Genomic DNA, 17,679 nt, shown 5'->3' with positions numbered 1-17,679 from the left:
TCAACTTGCCCATAACCTAAGCTACCAAGACCTCGAGGCCCAAAAATTACATTGGCTCAATCAGGAATAGGGGCTGATCGTACTCTACTGGAGAAGAATTTTCTACCAACGCTTTTACGATACGGCCTGAAGCTTCGGCTTCGATCTCATTGAACAGCTTCATAGCTTCAATGATACAAATCACCTGTCCCTTTTCGACCACATCACCTACGTTCACAAAAGCAGGTGAATCGGGGCTATTTGAACGATAGAAAGTGCCAATCATGGGCGCCTTCAGAGCTTGATAGTTAGCTTCGGAGGACTCGCTAGCAGTAGCAGCAGGCGTAGGAGTTGCAGCAGCAGCTGGTGCGGAGACAGGCGCAGTAACTGAAGATGGAGCCTGAGGGGCAGCAACTGGGGCTGGCGCAGACATCGAGGAGCTAATAACCGGCTTATAGCTGGGGTCGCGCTGCACTGAGATTTTAAATTCCTCAGTTTCGATGTTGACTTTATTCAAACCCGATTTGGCAATAAAATCGAGCAATTCCTGTAGTTCTTTGGCTTTCATAGCGGGCTGCTTCTGCGGCGACTTATTTAACTCTTTCGACATAGGAGTAGTCGCGGGTATCCACGCGAATTTTTTCGTCCTGGTTGATAAACAACGGTACCTGGATACGGGCACCCGTTTCCACTGTTGCGGGCTTAAGTGTGTTGGTTGCAGTATCGCCACGCAAACCAGGCTCGGTGTACGTTACTACCAATTCAACTGTAGTCGGCAACTCAGCAGTAAGTGGCTGCTCTGTTTCTGCGTGAAACAGAATCGTTACTTCCTGTCCATCCTTGAGCAAATCGGCGAAAGGCACCATTGCTTCAGGCAGCGTAACCTGCTCGAAATCCTCCTTGTTCATGAAGTTGAAGCCATATTCATCCTTGTAGAGGAACTGATGAGGCCGCTGCTCCACCCGGGCTGTTTCCACCTTTACGCCTGCGTTAAAGGTGTTATCAATCACACGGCCGGTTTTGATATTACGCAACTTGGTGCGCACAAAGGCTGGGCCTTTACCAGGCTTCACGTGTTGGAACTCAGTAATAACGTGTAACTCGTTGTTGTAATTCAGGACGAGGCCGTTACGGAAGTCTGCGGTGGTGGCCATTGTTTAAATACTGGTTATGGAATGTTAAAAGCTGAATGCGAGTCAATCAATTGAAAAGATGATTCTGTGGACAGAATCTACTCAATCGTTATCGTGCGAAGCTCAGCATTTCTGAAAGTGCAAGTATAGAGGTTTTCTGCGTGCAGTTGGCTAATCAGCTTATTTACTGGTTAGGCTTAGCGTCATATGCCCATTTGAGGTATAATGATCCCCAAGTGAAGCCTCCACCAAAAGCGGCAATAATAAGGTTATCCCCTTTATGTAACTGACTTTCATAGTCAGCTAGGCAAAGCGGAATGGTACCGTTCGTGGTATTTCCGTAGCGATGAATATTGAGCATTACTTTTTCAGGGCCAACACCCATGCGATGGGCTGTCGCGTCAATTATACGCTTATTGGCCTGGTGCGGTACTAGCCAAGCTACATCAGTAGCCGTAAGCTGATTTCGCTCCATAACCTGAGCAGCTACATCAGCCATATTCTTCACCGCAAATTTGAAAACCGTCGCGCCTTCCTGGTACACGAAATGTTCCCGGCCCGCAACGGTTTCTGCTGAAGGAGGGCGGCGGCTGCCACCAGCTTTTTGATGCAAGAAAGGCTCGCCATTTCCATCGGAGCAAAGCTGCTGATCGATCAACCCAAGGCCATCGTTATTAGGCTCCAAAAGGACGGCACCAGCACCATCGCCAAAAATGATGCACGTAGAGCGGTCAGTGTAATCGATGATGCTCGACATTTTGTCAGCGCCCACTACTACCACTTTTTTATAAGTGCCGGTCTGAATAAACTGAGCACCAGTAGCCAAAGCGAACATAAAGCCGGAGCAAGCGGCTTGCATGTCGTAGCTAAATGCCTTTTTAGCCCCCACTGCCGCCGAGATGATATTGGCAGTGGCAGGAAAAACAAGATCGGGGGTAGTGGTAGCGCAAATAATTAGGTCAATGTCCTCGGCTCGAGTGCCAGTCTTAGCTAGCAGTTGCTCAACTGCTTTAATCCCCATAACGGAGGTACCCTGCCCTTCTCCTTTTAGAATATGCCGCTCCTGTATGCCTGTGCGACTCAGAATCCACTCGTCGGTAGTATCCACCAAGGTTTCAAGTTCCTTGTTGGTGAGCACATAGTCGGGCACATAAGCACCCACTCCGGTAATGGCGGCAGTTATTTTCATCGAGTAAGACGAACGAAGACGGCAAAAAAAGTCCGGCTCTGGCCGGACTTAGTCACTAGGACTTAAAGGTGCTCTTTATTTGGTCTGAAATACCCGACTCAGCCATTTTATACCCCTGTAAGAGCATATTACAAATAGCCAGCGGTGTACTCACTCCGTGCCCAATGATGGCATTGTCATTTATGCCCAGAATAGGGCTACCACCAAAAGCCTCATAGTTGAAGTTGTCGAAGAAGGGGTCGTGCATCTTCTTCTCATTCAGAATCTCATAAATGGATTCCGCCATCTTCAATAGTACGTTGCCTGTGTAACCATCACAGATAATTACATCAGCTTTAGAGTTGAAAAGGTCGCGCCCTTCAATATTGCCGATAAAATGCACGTGCGGATTTACCTTCAACAGTTGATGAGCAGCCTGCGTTAAGGTAGTACCTTTTCCTTCTTCCTCACCCAGGTTCATCAAACCCACTTTAGGGGTTTCAATCCCTAACACGTAATGCGCATAGAGTGAACCCAACTCACCGAATTGCTCCAGCATTTCTGGTTTGCACTCTGCATTGGCTCCTACATCAAGCAAAACACCTTGCCCACCTGCTAGCTTCGGAACGAAATTAGCAATAGCGGGACGTAGTACACCTGGCACAGCTTTTACGCTGAACATAGCACCTACGAGCATAGCACCTGTGCTGCCAGCTGAGCAGAATGCATCTAGCTCACCAGCGTGCAACATTCGATAACCCACGGCAATACTGGAGTCCTGCTTCTGCTGGTAAGCTTTGGCTGGATGCTCGCCCATTGCAATTACTTGCGTGGCTGGGATAAAGAGAAGGTCGGCAGCGGCGGCACCGTGCTGTTGGAGCAAAGGGCGCACGGCCTCTTCCTGGCCGATGAGCACAATCTGAGCCGCACCGTTTAGCTGCTGGGCAGCCATTACGGCACCATCGACGGCAGCCTGGGGGGCAAAATCGCCCCCCATTGCGTCCAGGGCTATCTTCATGTACGGGAGATCAAGGGGAGTACGGAGTCGAAAAGGCGGACTGGCAGAAGTACACTACCAGCGAAGCGAGGCTTATTCTTCGTCCTCGGTCGGAGCAGCGGCAGCGGCAATAGGAGCGAAGTTCTTTACTGCCACTTTACCATTTAGATACAAGTCGCCTTCTACTACGTACGCTTTGTGACGCAAGTGAGTCTCACCAGTCGTCTGGCAAATAGAAATAGCCTTAGGAGTGAGCTTGTCGTGGGTGCGACGCTTGTCGCGGCGGGTCGAGGACTGGCGGCGCTTAGGATGTGCCATGGGAAATTATAAAAGTTGAATGTGAATTTAAAAAGGAAAATATCAAACAGACAGGATACTATTAGTTCAGATTCCGTAACGCATCCCAACGTGGGTCGGGATTATCGTCATCGTCATCATTGGCCTGTCGGGTTGTAAAAATGAGCTTTGCGTCAGCATCAGGATTCTCATCGGGCTCATTCTGAAACCGTGGATGCAGCTTCTTCATCGGAATGGCTAACCCGATATAATCGAACAAGTGCTGAGCAATAGGGAGAGTTTGGGTATCAGGCGTGATTTGCAGCACATCGTCATCCAACTCTATGTATTGGTCACCGAAGCGTACGCGCAACTGATGGCGTATATCAATGGGTTGGTCAAAATCTTCTAGGCTCCGGTCGCAAATGAGGCGCACCGTGCCCTTGATGTGAAAGTCGAGCGTTAAGAGTAAATCCGTTTTGGTTAGCTCCACATCTGCGTGAAGTTGCCCGTCCTGAATCAGCTCCTGATCAAATTGCTCGAAAAACGCCTTGCCTAACTCAAACGCAAAATGATGCGTTTTGGGGGCCAGTTTAGCAATAGCTATGTCGTATTGCGAGTCTTTCTTCACGGTTGAGATTTATTGCAGGGGGCAAAAGTAGTAAGATTTGGCCGCTTTTTAAAGCTGAGGGCAGGATCGGGGTACTAAGCGTTCTTCAGAATAAAATCGGAGGGAATCCCGAGTCGCTCATAGAGGCGTTTAGCTAGATCGAGTGTAACACGGCGCTTGCCACTCAGAATTTGCGAAAGACGCCCAGCGGGTACTTCTAGTAATTGCGCCAGGTCCTTCTGCTTGAGGCGCATCTGCTGACGTTTGAGCTCGATCATCTCAGCCAGTGAAGTGGGCAGATTGGGAATGGGAAGCAGTCCTAATTTGCTTTCGTAGGTGTCGATACTCATAATCAACTCCCGAAACTCGATCTCTAGTGCGGCATTTCCCTCCACTCCGGCGGTTGCTAGCGCGTCGAGGCGGCGCAAAGCAATACGATAGTCAGTAGGAGTTTGGAGCACCATGAAAACGAGATAAAAGCAAAGCGGAACCGACTCGGTCCCGCTTATTACTGCTGCAAACTTACGACTGAATTTTAAAAGAACAAACTATATTTCATTTATAGAAAGAAAATTTCACTTTGTTATAAACGCATTATGCTTCTTGAGCTATGACGTTGATAAGTAAAAAGCCCCCAATCTGATTTGGGGGCTTTTTACTTTATACTTAACGCCGTTTCTCTACTACCTGCCCTTGTCGTTGGCGGACCAAGTCACAAGCTAGATAGAGCGCTTCACGGAAGGAAGTCTCATCAGCTTTGAATGTGCCTGCCAGACCATAGGCGGTGCCATGGTCAGGGGAAGTGCGCACGATAGGCAGGCCAGCTGTGAAATTAACTCCTCGTTCGAAGGCCAGCGTTTTGAATGGAATTAGTCCCTGATCGTGATACAAGGCTAGAGTCGCATCAAATTGATGATACTGACGAGTACCGAAGTAACCGTCGGCAGGGAAGGGGCCATAAACCAAATGCCCTTCTGCCAAAAATTGCTCGATGACGGGAGTTACAATATCGGCTTCCTCAGTACCTAATAGCCCTTTTTCCCCAGCATGTGGGTTCAAGCCCAATACTGCCACCCGTGGCTTCTGGATACCAAAATCCTGACGTAAGGAGGCAAGAAGAATCCGTAGTTTCTTGGTTAATAGCTCTTTGGTGACTCTACTTGGAACGTCTTTTAAGGGAATATGACCCGTTACAGTAGCCACGCGCAGATCTTCGCTGACCAAGAACATCAGGCTTTCCGATGCTCCGAAAAAGCTGGTCAGGAACTCCGTATGCCCGGGGTAGCGGAAGTCGTCTGCTTGGGTGTTCTCCTTACTTATAGGCGCCGTAACAATGCCATCCAGTAAGCCTTCCTTTAGGTCGCGGCAGGCAGCCAACAACGATTGGCGGGCGGCTGCGCCACTAGCCGCACTAGGCTGACCAGGCGTGAGGACAAAGTCTTCGTCCCAGCACGTAACTGCATTCGGCTTACCAGGAGCAATATCGGCGGCGGCCCGCACTTGGCGAAACGTTAGCGGCTCCGCTCGCTCTTCTGTAGGAAAATCGTCGAAGAGAACTGTGGCCGTGCCATAAACAACTGGTGTGCAATACTTAAGTAAGCGTACGTCACGCAGAGTTTTATAAATGATTTCGGGTCCGATACCGGCGAGGTCGCCGACAGAAATGCCGAGGCGTGGCAATTGGGACATGGGGTGGAGCTAGCGGATTGAGAAAATTGAAGTCCCATCTCATATGAGATAAGGGCAGTGTGAGGCGCGTTAGTAGGTGCTCTTCAGAAAATCGTACAACAGCCGCACACTGGTACCGGTACCCCCTTTGCCACGGTAGCTGTCGGGAGCGGTGAGGAAAGCAGGACCGGCGATATCCAGGTGAATCCAGGGGGTGCCTTCGATAAAACGCTCGAGGAATTTGCCGGCCGAGATAGCGCCGGCTTCGGCTTTGCCTAGATTGTTGATGTCAGCAATATCAGACTTGATGTGCTCGGCGTATTCATCCCAAAGCGGCAACTCCACAATGCGCTCGTGGGTGCGGTTGCCCGCTTGTTTAAGCTGAAGCATGCGCTCATCCCCAGCGGTACCCATTGCTACTAGGCCTTCTTTACCAACGGCGCGAGCAGCGGAGCCGGTAAGGGTGGCAATGTCGAAGACTAGCTCCGGGTCGTATTTGCGGGCGAAGCTGAGAGCATCAGCCAAAAGCAGGCGGCCTTCCGCGTCGGTGTTCAACACTTCCACTGTCAGGCCACTGTGCATCTCGAGCACGTCGCCGGGCACGAAGGCCAAGCCACCAGGCCGGTTGTCGGTGGCGGGCACCAGGCCGATTACGTGCAGTGGTATTTTGTTTTTAGCCAATGCATATAGTACGCCCGTTACAGCCGCACCGCCAGCCATGTCGCACTTCATCATGTCCATGGAGTTAGGTGTAGGCTTGAGGCTCAGGCCACCTGTATCGAACACCACACCCTTCCCCACAAGCACGTAGGGCCTCTCATTTTTGGCTCCCTCCGGCTTATACTCCATTATAGTAAAGGTTGGCGGCTCGGGACTGCCCAAGTTCACGGCAATTAGGCCCCCCATGCGCAACGCTTCGATGCGGGCAAGGTCCAAAATATCGGTATGAAAACCCGCTTCTTCCCCAGCCGCTGCCATTCTCTCCGCAAATTGAATGGCGTTGAGACGATTGAGCGGTTCATTAACAAGGTCGCGAGCTAGGGTTACTCCTTGCAGTATGCCTTCTAGTTCCTGAATGGTTTCGGCCTGAAGGTTGGCCCCCACTAACGTTACTTTGGTCAGGGGGCTTTTTCACGCGATTTCTCGTCCGTTTTGTAGCCCGCAAACTGATAGGCTGTCAGGTATATACCTTCGGCCAAGGGTAAGGCACCCGTACCATCAGTTGTCAGATCTTGAATAAAGAGCTCGGTTACTTTGTCCGCTTTAAGCGAGGCGTGCAGTTTATGGCCAGCCTTGCGCAAATCCTCCGCTACCAGTTCAGGAGTGGCTTTTGCGGCCGCAACAATAAAGTAGTGCCGATGAGAAAAGTGATTGATAGTAATAAACTTGCTATCGGCGGCGAGCTGCTTGTGTACGTAGTTTCGGGCTGCCTCGGGAAGGTCGGTGAGAGCCGCGGGGGGCAATTCACGGGTACTAGCGGGCAGCACAAAAACAGTATCGGCGCCCGCGGGCACCGTGGAAGCGTATGTGAGTTGAAGGGCCATAAACAGCAGAAGGGCGGAAGTGAGAGGCAGAAGCCCACCGACAGGCGTATCTTTGGGCGCCGCAAGGTAGGCGTTTTCGCAGGGAGCAGAAAAATCAAAAGCTGAGACTCAGAGGTTCGCATCTGGAAGTTTGAGGCAGCAGCAGCTTTTTCTGGCTTATTCCCGGCTCTCAGCCTGTGGCTTTTCACTCTTAGACTTTGTCATTTGGACCACGTTAGCCCCAAAAAACACCTCGGTCAACACTTTCTGGCCGACCCCAATATTGCCCGCAATATCGTGGATGCGCTGCGGCTGCCTGATGGGGTGGCCCACGTGCTTGAAATTGGGCCCGGCATGGGTGTACTCACGGGTAATCTGTTGCAAAACCCTGCTTATGAAACCAGTGTGGTAGAAATTGACCGTGAGTCGGTGGCTTACCTAGAGCGTAACTTTCCCTCGCTGGGGGGCGAATTATCTCCGCTGACTTTCTAAGGCAGGATCTCAGCCAGTTGTTTCCGGGTAAGCCCCTGAGCATCATTGGCAATTTCCCCTACAACATCTCCACCCAAATTTATTTTCAGGTGCTAGCCCACCGCCAGCAGGTGCGTGAGGTAGTGGGCATGTTGCAAAAGGAGGTAGCCGAACGTATCGCTGAGCCCCCAGGCTCCAAAGCATATGGTATTCTCAGTGTGTTGGTGCAGGCGTACTACACCGTGGAGATGCTGTTTGCGGTGCCGCCCCACGTGTTTGTGCCACCGCCCAAAGTGCAATCGGCCGTTATCCGGCTTACTCGCAACAGTACGGAGCATCTGGAGTGCGATGAGAAGCTATTCTTTCGCGTGGTGAAACAGGCCTTTCAGACTCGTCGCAAAACCTTGCGCAATGCATTGAAACCGTTTGGTTTGCCCCCCGAAGTCACTGCCGATCCTATCTTCGATAAGCGCGCTGAGCAATTAGGTGTGGCCGAGTTTGTGGGCCTAACCAAACTAGTGGAGCAGCATCAGCAGAATGAAGCTCAGGCTGCGGAGGAAGCGTAGCGGGCTTCAATATTTGCTTATCACCTATTAATAAGGTGTGTCAGTAGTCGCCAGACAGTAGGGCATCCTGAAAACAGTAAAAACTATCCAATCATGTCCCTTTGTCTCGTCGTCGACGACTTGCATCCATCCTGGCAAAGCCTTTTTCAGGAAATCAATCTCACCACCCACTACCGGCCCGATCTGACGGCGGCTGAAGTGCCTGCGGCGTTGGCAGCACATGCGTATGAGGGGTTGGTGGTGCGAAGCAAGGTGCGCGTGACGGCCGAGTTATTAGCTCATTGCCCAGGGCTGCGCTACGTGGCCCGGGCCGGAGCCGGGGTAGATAATATAGATGAAGCAGCCATGCAGGCGGCGGGCGTGACGCTCCTGAACGCGCCCGAAGGTAACCGGGACGCGGTGGGTGAATTCGCTTTGGGCCTGCTACTGTCTCTCTTGCGCAATATTCCCCGGGCCGATCAGGAAGTGCGCCAGAATATCTGGCAGCGTGAGGCCAACCGAGGGGAGGAGTTGGGGGGCAAAGTTGTCGGGATAATTGGCTACGGAAATATGGGGCGGGCCTTCGCTCAGCGGCTCACCAGTTTTGGCTGCACCGTGCTGGCTTACGACAACGACCCCACCTGCGCGCCCGACCACCAGGCCACGCTCGTGACCTTAAGTGAATTGCAACAACGAGCGGAGGTGCTGAGTCTGCACATTCCGTATTCGGTACCAAATCACCATTTTGTGAACGAAGCCATGTTGCTGGGTTTTCGCAATCCTATTTGGCTGCTCAATACCGCTCGGGGCGAAGTGCTGGATCAGGCCGCTGTGGTGCGGGGCTTGCAAAGTGGGCAGGTGCGAGGCGCCGCCCTTGATGTTCTCGAAAATGAGAAGCTGAATACGCTCACGCCAGCCCAGCAGACGACGTTCGATTTTCTGAAAAAAGCCCCCCAGGTTATTCTTTCGCCGCATATCGGCGGCTGGACGCATCAGTCTTACCAGCGCATTAATGAGGTGCTGGCCCAAAAAATTGGTGCATTTCTGCGGGCATCGGCGCGGCTCAGCTAGCGTAAGTTGGGCAGGTTGCGTATATTTGTCCTAAACCTGTTGGGGAGAACGGTTGGCTTTGCCGACCGTTCTTCTTGTTTTTTAGCTTACCACCCCACCGTCATGGCCACTGTTAATTACTACACACCTGAAGGCCTACAAAAGCTCAAGGACGAGCTCCAGGACCTTAAAATCCGCGGCCGGGCCGAGGCTGCCGAGCAACTGCGCGACGCCCGCGACAAAGGCGACCTGAGCGAGAATGCGGAGTACGACGCCGCCAAGGACGCGCAAGGTCACCTTGAACTGAAGATCTCCAAGCTTGAAGAAGTTATTGGCAACGCCCGCGTTATTGATGAATCGAACATCGATGCGAGCAAGGCTTTGATAATGAGTAAAGTCAAGCTTAAAAACATGAAGAACAACATGGTGCTCGACTACATTCTGGTAGCCGAAGAAGAAGCCAACCTCGCCGCCGGTAAGATTTCCGTAAAGTCACCGATTGGCAAAGGATTGCTGGGATTATCTGTGGGCGACGTGGCCGAAATCACGGTGCCTGCTGGTAAATTACAGTTTCAGATTCTGGAGATTTCGCGCTAAGCACTGTAGCGTACTGAGAATAGGAGCAAAGAGGCGAGACTGGAACAGTCTCGCCTCTTTGCGTTCCAACTTATTTCTACCTTGCCAGGATATTTTTCTATTTGCCCTGATATATCTACTGCTCACAGTGCTTTATGAAAACTTTAATTAAAGTGAGTAGCATGATTCTATTAGGGTTATTTAGTTGCAAAAAAGACCCGCTTAACTCTTTGCCTGAGGCCACCCAAATGGGAGCCAACACCATGGGCTGCCTTGTGGATGGGCAAGCCTTTGAATTAATCAGTGCTGGGTTTAATACGACCCCCTTGGGTGTGACTCGCTTTCAACGACGCAGTCGCATGCTCTTTTACTTTCGGCAGCAGTCGGGAAAGCTCAACCGCACCATTCTTCTGTCTATTCCTTACTTGCGCAGCCCGGGCCGCTACGTCCTAGATCAAGTAGCGGATCCAAGCTTTACGTTGATTGCTCCCGCTTACGGAAACTTTCAATCTTCTAACCCGGAGCCCAGTCGCGACTATCTGACCAGCCCGGTCGCGACGGGTCATGTCCTGATTACGCGGTTTGACTCTGTCGCACACATTATCTCCGGCACGTTTGAGTTTACGGCTCAGAAAACAAGTGGAGAAGGCCCCGAAACCGTGCGCCTCACGGATGGCCGCTTTGATTTGCGCTACCCACAATAATCACCGTCATCTTGCGCTTGTCCGTATAGGAGGCACAGACACATACCTTCGAAGTCCGCGGTGTATATTCCAGAGCACGTAGGATATTCTGACCACCATAAACCATTCGCCATGCCTTCTATCTTTTCCCGTATCGTTTCGGGCGAGCTACCAGCCTTTAAAGTCGCTGAAGACGCTGATCATCTGGCCTTTCTGGATATTACCCCGTTGGTAGAAGGTCACACGCTGGTCATTCCGAAGCGGGAGGTCGACTATATATTCGATTTGCCCCCCGCCGAGCTGGCGGCCCTGCATCAGTTTGCTCAGCGCGTGGCCCAGGCCGTACGCGATGCCGTGCCTTGCAAGCGCATTGGCGTGGCCGTAATCGGGCTGGAGGTGCCGCACGCGCATATCCATCTGATTCCGATGAACCGAGTGTCGGATATGAATTTTGCGAATCCGAAAATCAAAGTAGCCGAAGCGCGCATGAAGGAATTGGCCGACGCTATTAGCGCCAAATTGCCCCCGAAGGAGAAGCAGGCCCAACAGGCCAAGCCACGGAGCCAGCGCCTGATTCAAAGGCAGTTCGCGAAACCAGCAAGGCAAAAATGCCCCCCGGCGCCGATACGACAGCTCCAACCTCTGATACCGTCATGGACCAACTGCAAACTATGACCAAAGGGCTGTTCTACATGAGCGAGTCGGACGCGCCGCTGGAAGCAGTAAGCTACGCCGCCCCCGATGGCGAGCTAACCGACTCTGCGCTGCTGAAACTGCTCGGACAGCCCGATGGCTCACCGGTAGAAACCAAGGAGTTAACCGTGTTTTTGCGCAACCATACGGCTGATAATGGTGTGCTTGGCAATGTAGAACTAGCCAACCGTTATAAGGCCTTGCAGATGTTTATGAAGCAGGAGCTACAAGAAGCTAAAGTTTACCGCATCGGCAAAGGCCCCAGATTCAGGCGTTTGCACTGGGGAAAACGGAGGAGGGCAAGCTAGTTGGGTTCAAAACTGTGCTGACGGAAACCTAGAAAATCAACTCTTGCCATAGCTTACTTCCAGACGAATGAAATACTGTGTTTCTCTGCTTAGCGCTTGCCTACTACTCAGTGAAAGTGCCCTGGCTCAATCGGTTGCTGCGCCTCCAAAACCAATTCAGAAAGCGCTGAGCAAAGTACGTGCTGACAACTACAAGGCTCACGTACAGTACCTTGCCGATGACAAGCTGCAAGGCCGATTGCCAGGTACGCCGGGCTATCAAATGGCCGTTGACTACGTGGCGGGACAGCTAAAAAAGTCGGGAGTAGAGCCGGCCGGCGACAAGGGCACGTTTATGCAAGAGGTTCGGCTGCGACGGGCTTTCACGGAATCTGCTGCCACCATGCAATTGCAAAGCGCAGCAGGCCAGACTACTGTATTAAAGGCAGGCGAAGAGTTTGTTTTGTATCCGAATCCGGAAGTGCCCCGCACGAGCGTAACAGCGGCGCCATTAGTCTTTGCTGGGTATGGCATCAGCGCCCCAAGTCTAGGCTACGACGACTACGCCGGCCTCGATGTAAAGGGCAAAGTGGTCGTCGTGACGAGGGAGGCGCCGAAGCAGTTTCCGGCCGCCGTACGCCTCTACAACATCGATGTACTGACTATCCTGCAAACGGCCGCGCGGCATGGAGCAGTAGGGGTTCTATTGGCTTTTCCCAAGCCCTCCACCAAGCTGCCGAACTTCAGTAGAGGTGTTGTAAGCGTGCTCGGGCCCGATGGCAAAGTGCGGGTGTCGCGCAGCTACGCTGGGGGGCAAATTCAGGTGTTGGGGGCCGTGAATGCGGCCACTCTACACCAACTATTTGCCGGCGCGGCTACCGATACGGCTAGTGCTTTCGCCAAGTTGCGTGCTGGTCGGGCGGCCTCAACCGCCTTGTTGCCGCGCCTAAGTGCCGCCCAGTCCTCGCGCTACCAGGATATAACCAGCTATAATGTAGTAGGCAAAATACCCGGCTCCGATCCGCAGCTCCAGGCTGAATATGTGGTGCATAGCGCCCACCTCGACCACATGGGTATTGGTGCTCCCGTGCAGGGCGACTCGCTCTACAACGGTGCCCACGACAATGCTACGGGCGTGGCTAGTCTGTTGGAAATTGCCAGTGCCTACAAAAACCTCAAGCAAAAACCGCGGCGTTCCATCCTCATTGTGGCCGTAACGGGAGAAGAAATGGGGTTATTAGGTTCCGCCTATTTTGCCCAAAACCCCACGGTGCCCAAAGAGAAGCTGGTGGCCAATATTAATACCGATATGCCAACCATCATTGCGCCTTTACTATCGGTAGTAGCGCTGGGCGCGGAGAATTCCTCCTTGGCCGGACCCGTAGCTACTGCAAGCCAGATGATGAACCTGACGGTGGAAGAGGACCCCGAGCCAACTGAAAATCGCTTTAGTCGGTCTGATCAATATAGCTTTGTGGCTCAGGGAATTCCGGCGCTTCACATCAAGTATGGCAATAAGACTGCCGACGGCAAAAATAACCTAAGTGAGCAAGTGCAGGTGTGGCGGGCCAAGTACTATCATAAGCCCCAGGACGATATAAATGGGGTGTTCGATTTTGAAGCGGGCAAGAAGTACGCGCAGCTAAATTTCCTGCTCGGCTACCAGATTGCGAACGAGGTGCAGCGCCCCACTTGGAACCCCGGTAACTTTTTCGGCCAGGCGAAATAGTTCTCAGTCAGCACTTCGTACTACAGTTTTGCTTTCGCTGACAGAAGGGCAATGCACAGCCCCATCACCGCGATAATTGAAAAGGAGATGCGCAGACTGGTAGCGCCCGCAACCAGCCCGATAAGTGGCGGACCTATCAGAAACCCCAGAAAGCCCACGGTAGACACCGCTGCTAGCGCCACGCCCGGCGACATGACGGTGGAGCGGCCGGCTGCTCCGTACACCAGCGGTACTACCGACGAAACCCCAAAACCGACCAGCAGAAAGCCGATGATGGACGGCCAGAGCTGAGGCAGGAGTACCGCCAGCAATAGGCCTGAAGCGGTGAGTAAGCCGCTAAACTGTAGGGTTCGGGCGCGGCCAAAGTAACTCGTGAAGCGGTCGGCAACGAAGCGACCCGCGGCCATAGTGCTCATAAAGGCGGTATAGCCAGCGCCAACCCAGGCCTTCTCGGCTTGCACAACTTTCCGGAAATACACGCCACTCCAGTCGAACATAGCGCCTTCGCAGATCATACAGCAAAAGGCAATGAGGCCCAGAAGTAGCAAAGATTTATCGGGTAACACAAAAATTGGTTGGTCGGTGGAGGAACTGCTCGCGTCGGTAGGCAATATGTGGCGGCCCGCCACCAATACGCCTACCATGATGAAGCCCATGACCAAGCCAAAGTGGATCAATGGGCTGATACCATACCCAATCATGATGGTACCAATAGCTGCTCCCACAAAGCCCGCTAAGCTCCACACACCGTGAAACGATGCCATAATGGAGCGGCTATACAGCGCCTCAACACCTACCGCCTGTGTATTGATGGCAATATTCAGCATGTTGGCCGCGAGGCCGAAAAATACCAAGCAACTCACCAGTTGCAAGGGATTGGTTGTGAATCCGAGCGTGAGCAAGGTAAAGGCGTACAAAAAGGCCCCCGCCAGCGCCACCCAACGGCTGCCATGCCGGGCCACCAACCACCCCGATAGTGGCAAGGACAGCATCAGGCCCACAGGCAGTGCCAGTAGTACGAGTCCAAGCTGGGTGTCGGAAAAGCCCATCTGTTGCTGGATAGTAGGGATGCGCGATGCCCAACTGGCAAAGCACAAACCCTGCAAAAAGAATATCGCACTGACGGCCACCCGATGCACGCGCGGTGAAGTAGCCGGAAGAGAAGTTTGAGTAAGCATAAGCAGCATATCAATAGCTCGGAGAAGCGAGCGTCGAGACAAAAAAAGCCCATGACGCGCCGACGGACGCATGATGGGCAGGATAGTATGTGGGTAGAAAGAGGAGCGGAGGGAACTACCTCAGAAGGTAACTCGGGGCAAAATTACGGCGAAGTTCTTTACAAGTTGCCAAGCAGAACAGTCGTAGGGGGCAATTTTACTCGCATAAGGTGGTGAAGCAAGTAGACAATTGCCAGTCAGGCAGAGCGGCGCGCAGCATCTCGCTCACGCCATTACATTATCAATCCAACATCAGCGCGCGAGATGCTGTGCGCCGCTCTGCCTGACCCGTTAGTTAGGAAACATTCTAGGTGGTTTATAGCCCAGCTACCGCGTGGGGCCCGTGTCTACTCGCGTTTCCAGCCGATCTTGCACTTCCAGGGGGAGGTTGCTCAACAAATCGAGGCCAGTAATTTCTTCAATAGCATCCACCGATACGCGGTAGCGGCTCCAGTCGGGGCTGACGCTTTGGTCATTGGGGGTATCTACCGCCAGCACGCGGGCTTGGCCGGCGGCAATACGCTGAAGGTCGTTGGTGCCTTCGGGCAGAATAACCAGCACTTTCCAGACGTGGGCAGGCACCGTGATGCGGCCTTGATCGATGGTAATGGCGCGGCCGTTGAGCCCGGTGCCGCCCTTGCCATAGTTGCCCATGATGATATAGACTTCATTGCCAGCATCAACCAGCCGTCGACCGTACTCTTCCAGCCCCGACCAAGTGCGCTGGTTGTTGTTGGCGGCCTGCGGTATCATGTTGGTCATCAGGAAAGTGGCCGAATTATCGTCGAGGTCGGTAGTGCGGTCGGCGGAGGGGCAGTTGTGGCCGCGGTCGAAGCCCGAGCCGAGGTAGCTGCCGGTTGAAACCTGATAGAAGCCGCGGGGTAGGGCAGGGTCGGGTCGGAAATCGTCCTGGCGGGGCGCGCTGCCCATCCAGGCCCGATTCAGATGCCAGCTTACCCAATTCGGGATGCCCCGGTTGGCGTTGTAGCTCATGGTGTATTGGGGCTTGCTGAGCAGGTAATTGTTGGGTGTGCTCAGGCTGCTGGTAGCGCCGCTGGGGTTGCCCAAGGCCATGTTATCGTCGCGGCTGACCACGACTGCGGTGGGAGCTGGCGCACTGGGCGAAGGCATAGCGCTAGGTGCGGACGCAGGGGTTGGAGCCACCGCTGGCGCGATACCACCGGACGCCGTGAGCAGGGCGATGTCATCAAGGTTGAGACGCGTATTGCCGCCGTCGGTTTTGCGGATTTCCAGCCGCAATTTGCCCCCCGGACTTACCCCAAAGGTGATCATCGTGAGGCGCGGGCCGCTGGCGCGTACGGCTGTGCCAATGCGCTGGTATTGGCGGCCACCATCCTGACTTGCCCACAGCTCCCAAGTGCTGGGTGCGTCGTCGCCGTAGGTCGCGCTGCTGATGCGCACCGACTGGGTGCCCGCGGGCGCGTCGAAGTTCATACGCAGACGGCCCCGGCCCCGCAGGCGGGCGGCACGGGTGCCGTTTTTGTGGTCGGTGGGCGCGGAGCCGATCATGGCATCGGTGAAGTGCCAGGAACCAGAAGGCAATACCTCGTCGGCCTCCGCGTAAGCTCCTTTGCTGCCCGTTTCGAAGGTTTCGAGCAGGGCGGGCGTGGCCGACTGCACGGGGATGGCGGGCGGACCGCTTGTTCGCGCAGAAGTAGATGTTTCGGGAGTTTGCTGGGAGCAGGCCAGCGGCGCCAAGGCCAGCAGCAAACCAGAAAATAGGAGGGAAGCGGAATGACGCATGGCGGGGGGCTTTTTTGAAGTTACAACAATACAAAGAAGCCGGGTAGGTTGCTGCTCGCGTCTCGACAAAGTATAACGAGCAAACAGGTTTACTTATTCGGATAAAGCGATACTTTGAGAGCATGAAAAAACTACTCTACCTCGGCTTATTATTTTTATCAATTCAAGTAGCGCAGGCGCAAACCACACCGGCTCCAGCGGGAGCGCAGGCCGGCGCTAATAGAGAGGACGACACGATGGTGCTGGCTCTTAGCGGTACGCCTGCGGAGAGTTGGCAGCGGCTGGCGCAGGTACTCGTGCAGCGCGGCTACAGCATCGCGCACAGCGATAATTCTCTGTTTACGCTTACCACGAATGGGCTGTATAAGCGTCGTACTGGTACAGTAACCGTAGCGGGTACCGTGGTAAATGAGACGATACAAGTGCGTTTGTATTGGGGCGGTTCTTCGGAAACCGGCGGTGGTTCGCCCCTGCCTGCCCGCCGCAAGCAGGAGGATAGATGGGCGGAGTTAGTATCCATTGGGCAGGCATTTGGCGGACCCATAAGCTACATGACTTCTGTATTAGACTAGAGCCCCTGCCAGCTCCGCGCCAAAAAGCCCCCCAGTGCTGTCAACACAACAACCCCGGTCAATACTGGCCTGGGTTGTTGTGTTGGGGCTAGATAATCGACAGTATTTCAGGGTAAATGCTATGACTATTAAGCATCACATTTAGCAGATGAGTTTGCCTGAGCAACGGCTATAAGGCTGCAAGTTAGAATTACATTCTTGTGCTCCCTAACAATGCTATGCTGTGCGGATTAATCGATACTTTGAGCCTATGAAAAAACTGCTTCTCCTCAGTCTGTTATTCCTGTCAATTCACTTTGCGCAGGCGCAAACCGCGACAACGCCACGGGCTCCCGCCGACCGAAACCACGAAATCATTCTAATTGAACTGACGGACTCACCCGAAGCCACCTGGCGACGACTGGCGCAGGTGCTTATGCAGCGGGGCTACGGAATAGAGCACAGCGACAAAGACCTGCTTACGCTTGCAACGTATCCATTGGAAGGATTTGGCTTCCCTATCCGCGTGGTGGGTTTACTTACAGATAAGGCCATAATGCTACGCATGTATCAGAGCCGTGGTAGTGAGCCAGGAAAATTTCTTACCGAGCGTATCCGCCGCCGCGGGGGCGACAATGTGGAATGGCTGGAGCTAGAAGCTATTGCACGTGATATGGGTGGGCGAATAAGCTATGCTGTGTCTACAAACCGGGTCCAATAACAAAATAAGCCGCACTAAACCCTGCCTCCGTCCCTTAC

At 53.4% G+C, this 17,679-nt stretch carries 20 protein-coding genes and 1 pseudogene; 9 read left to right on the top strand and 12 right to left on the bottom strand.

Annotated elements, in window-relative coordinates; translation table 11 throughout:
• Positions 1-46: 46 nt before the first annotated feature.
• The 10 genes from accB to EPD59_RS22630 form a co-directional block, all read right to left on the bottom strand.
• On the bottom strand, positions 47-547 hold the full coding sequence (accB, locus tag EPD59_RS13265) for an acetyl-CoA carboxylase biotin carboxyl carrier protein (RefSeq protein WP_133274689.1): 501 nt from the start codon (positions 545-547) through the stop codon (positions 47-49).
• 22 nt (positions 548-569) lie between these two features.
• Positions 570-1,133: an elongation factor P gene (gene efp / locus EPD59_RS13260; protein ID WP_133273208.1), complete on the bottom strand. Its 564-nt coding sequence runs from the start codon at positions 1,131-1,133 to the stop codon at positions 570-572.
• A 163-nt stretch (positions 1,134-1,296) separates the two neighbouring features.
• Entirely contained in the window at positions 1,297-2,301 is a 1,005-nt protein-coding gene (locus tag EPD59_RS13255; protein ID WP_133273207.1) for a beta-ketoacyl-ACP synthase III, read from the bottom strand.
• A 55-nt stretch (positions 2,302-2,356) separates the two neighbouring features.
• Positions 2,357-3,298, bottom strand: a complete 942-nt coding sequence (gene plsX, locus EPD59_RS13250; protein WP_133273206.1) for a phosphate acyltransferase PlsX — start codon at positions 3,296-3,298, stop codon at positions 2,357-2,359.
• A gap of 72 nt (positions 3,299-3,370) precedes the next feature.
• Positions 3,371-3,595, bottom strand: a complete 225-nt coding sequence (gene rpmF, locus EPD59_RS13245) for a 50S ribosomal protein L32 (RefSeq protein ID WP_133273205.1) — start codon at positions 3,593-3,595, stop codon at positions 3,371-3,373.
• 61 nt (positions 3,596-3,656) lie between these two features.
• On the bottom strand, positions 3,657-4,184 hold the full coding sequence (locus tag EPD59_RS13240) for a YceD family protein (RefSeq protein WP_133273204.1): 528 nt from the start codon (positions 4,182-4,184) through the stop codon (positions 3,657-3,659).
• Between the two features lie 74 nt (positions 4,185-4,258).
• A complete protein-coding gene (locus EPD59_RS13235; protein ID WP_133273203.1) occupies positions 4,259-4,627 on the bottom strand; it encodes a helix-turn-helix domain-containing protein in 369 nt (122 codons plus the stop codon).
• Positions 4,628-4,829: 202 nt separating this feature from the next.
• Positions 4,830-5,852, bottom strand: a complete 1,023-nt coding sequence (pdxA, locus tag EPD59_RS13230) for a 4-hydroxythreonine-4-phosphate dehydrogenase PdxA (RefSeq protein WP_133273202.1) — start codon at positions 5,850-5,852, stop codon at positions 4,830-4,832.
• Between the two features lie 69 nt (positions 5,853-5,921).
• Positions 5,922-6,935, bottom strand: coding sequence for a leucyl aminopeptidase family protein (locus tag EPD59_RS13225; RefSeq protein WP_240731399.1), 1,014 nt, complete (start codon positions 6,933-6,935; stop codon positions 5,922-5,924).
• 14 nt (positions 6,936-6,949) lie between these two features.
• Positions 6,950-7,375, bottom strand: a complete 426-nt coding sequence (locus tag EPD59_RS22630) for a M17 family peptidase N-terminal domain-containing protein (RefSeq protein WP_240731398.1) — start codon at positions 7,373-7,375, stop codon at positions 6,950-6,952.
• A gap of 204 nt (positions 7,376-7,579) precedes the next feature.
• Here EPD59_RS22630 and rsmA point away from each other — a divergent pair.
• From rsmA to EPD59_RS13190, 7 genes and pseudogenes are all read left to right on the top strand, one after another.
• Positions 7,580-8,391 (top strand): annotated as a pseudogene (gene rsmA / locus EPD59_RS13220) (16S rRNA (adenine(1518)-N(6)/adenine(1519)-N(6))-dimethyltransferase RsmA).
• Between the two features lie 93 nt (positions 8,392-8,484).
• Positions 8,485-9,441, top strand: coding sequence for an NAD(P)-dependent oxidoreductase (locus EPD59_RS13215; RefSeq protein ID WP_133273201.1), 957 nt, complete (start codon positions 8,485-8,487; stop codon positions 9,439-9,441).
• A gap of 102 nt (positions 9,442-9,543) precedes the next feature.
• Entirely contained in the window at positions 9,544-10,017 is a 474-nt protein-coding gene (gene greA, locus EPD59_RS13210; protein ID WP_133273200.1) for a transcription elongation factor GreA, read from the top strand.
• Between the two features lie 134 nt (positions 10,018-10,151).
• Entirely contained in the window at positions 10,152-10,700 is a 549-nt protein-coding gene (locus tag EPD59_RS13205; RefSeq protein WP_133273199.1) for a DUF6252 family protein, read from the top strand.
• A gap of 111 nt (positions 10,701-10,811) precedes the next feature.
• Positions 10,812-11,354 (top strand): HIT family protein, encoded by a 543-nt coding sequence (locus EPD59_RS13200; protein WP_133273198.1) that lies wholly within the window; start codon positions 10,812-10,814, stop codon positions 11,352-11,354.
• Entirely contained in the window at positions 11,333-11,680 is a 348-nt protein-coding gene (locus EPD59_RS13195) for a nuclease A inhibitor family protein (RefSeq protein WP_165963587.1), read from the top strand. Before EPD59_RS13200 ends, EPD59_RS13195 begins: the two co-directional genes overlap by 22 nt.
• A gap of 67 nt (positions 11,681-11,747) precedes the next feature.
• Positions 11,748-13,388 (top strand): M28 family peptidase, encoded by a 1,641-nt coding sequence (locus tag EPD59_RS13190; RefSeq protein ID WP_133273196.1) that lies wholly within the window; start codon positions 11,748-11,750, stop codon positions 13,386-13,388.
• Between the two features lie 20 nt (positions 13,389-13,408).
• On the opposite strand, the gene EPD59_RS13185 is transcribed toward EPD59_RS13190, so the two are convergent.
• Positions 13,409-14,566: an MFS transporter gene (locus EPD59_RS13185; protein WP_133273195.1), complete on the bottom strand. Its 1,158-nt coding sequence runs from the start codon at positions 14,564-14,566 to the stop codon at positions 13,409-13,411.
• 366 nt (positions 14,567-14,932) lie between these two features.
• A complete protein-coding gene (locus EPD59_RS22625) occupies positions 14,933-16,369 on the bottom strand; it encodes a DNA/RNA non-specific endonuclease (protein ID WP_133273194.1) in 1,437 nt (478 codons plus the stop codon).
• A 122-nt stretch (positions 16,370-16,491) separates the two neighbouring features.
• Between EPD59_RS22625 and EPD59_RS13175 the strand changes: the two genes are divergently transcribed.
• Together EPD59_RS13175 and EPD59_RS13170 are read left to right on the top strand one after the other, a co-directional pair.
• Complete coding sequence (locus EPD59_RS13175; protein ID WP_133273193.1) at positions 16,492-16,941, top strand: hypothetical protein; 450 nt, start codon at positions 16,492-16,494, stop codon at positions 16,939-16,941.
• 250 nt (positions 16,942-17,191) lie between these two features.
• Entirely contained in the window at positions 17,192-17,641 is a 450-nt protein-coding gene (locus EPD59_RS13170) for a hypothetical protein (RefSeq protein WP_133273192.1), read from the top strand.
• Positions 17,642-17,679 lie beyond the last annotated feature (38 nt).

Source organism: Hymenobacter radiodurans (assembly GCF_004355185.1).
Lineage (GTDB): Bacteria > Bacteroidota > Bacteroidia > Cytophagales > Hymenobacteraceae > Hymenobacter > Hymenobacter radiodurans.
Note: the sequence above shows the minus strand (reverse complement) of the source record. Positions and strands in the feature narration are given on the sequence as shown.

Bases quoted from the DNA above. Each gene is read 5' to 3' on its own strand.
- accB (WP_133274689.1), bottom strand. From the start codon at position 547: ATGAAAGCCAAAGAACTACAGGAATTGCTCGATTTTATTGCCAAATCG.
- efp (WP_133273208.1), bottom strand. From the start codon at position 1,133: ATGGCCACCACCGCAGACTTCCGTAACGGCCTCGTCCTGAATTACAAC.
- EPD59_RS13255 (WP_133273207.1), bottom strand. From the start codon at position 2,301: ATGAAAATAACTGCCGCCATTACCGGAGTGGGTGCTTATGTGCCCGAC.
- plsX (WP_133273206.1), bottom strand. From the start codon at position 3,298: ATGAAGATAGCCCTGGACGCAATGGGGGGCGATTTTGCCCCCCAGGCT.
- rpmF (WP_133273205.1), bottom strand. From the start codon at position 3,595: ATGGCACATCCTAAGCGCCGCCAGTCCTCGACCCGCCGCGACAAGCGT.
- EPD59_RS13235 (WP_133273203.1), bottom strand. From the start codon at position 4,627: ATGGTGCTCCAAACTCCTACTGACTATCGTATTGCTTTGCGCCGCCTC.
- pdxA (WP_133273202.1), bottom strand. From the start codon at position 5,852: ATGTCCCAATTGCCACGCCTCGGCATTTCTGTCGGCGACCTCGCCGGT.
- EPD59_RS22630 (WP_240731398.1), bottom strand. From the start codon at position 7,375: ATGGCCCTTCAACTCACATACGCTTCCACGGTGCCCGCGGGCGCCGAT.
- EPD59_RS13215 (WP_133273201.1), top strand. From the start codon at position 8,485: ATGTCCCTTTGTCTCGTCGTCGACGACTTGCATCCATCCTGGCAAAGC.
- greA (WP_133273200.1), top strand. From the start codon at position 9,544: ATGGCCACTGTTAATTACTACACACCTGAAGGCCTACAAAAGCTCAAG.
- EPD59_RS13205 (WP_133273199.1), top strand. From the start codon at position 10,152: ATGAAAACTTTAATTAAAGTGAGTAGCATGATTCTATTAGGGTTATTT.
- EPD59_RS13200 (WP_133273198.1), top strand. From the start codon at position 10,812: ATGCCTTCTATCTTTTCCCGTATCGTTTCGGGCGAGCTACCAGCCTTT.
- EPD59_RS13195 (WP_165963587.1), top strand. From the start codon at position 11,333: ATGGACCAACTGCAAACTATGACCAAAGGGCTGTTCTACATGAGCGAG.
- EPD59_RS13190 (WP_133273196.1), top strand. From the start codon at position 11,748: ATGAAATACTGTGTTTCTCTGCTTAGCGCTTGCCTACTACTCAGTGAA.
- EPD59_RS13185 (WP_133273195.1), bottom strand. From the start codon at position 14,566: ATGCTTACTCAAACTTCTCTTCCGGCTACTTCACCGCGCGTGCATCGG.
- EPD59_RS22625 (WP_133273194.1), bottom strand. From the start codon at position 16,369: ATGCGTCATTCCGCTTCCCTCCTATTTTCTGGTTTGCTGCTGGCCTTG.
- EPD59_RS13175 (WP_133273193.1), top strand. From the start codon at position 16,492: ATGAAAAAACTACTCTACCTCGGCTTATTATTTTTATCAATTCAAGTA.
- EPD59_RS13170 (WP_133273192.1), top strand. From the start codon at position 17,192: ATGAAAAAACTGCTTCTCCTCAGTCTGTTATTCCTGTCAATTCACTTT.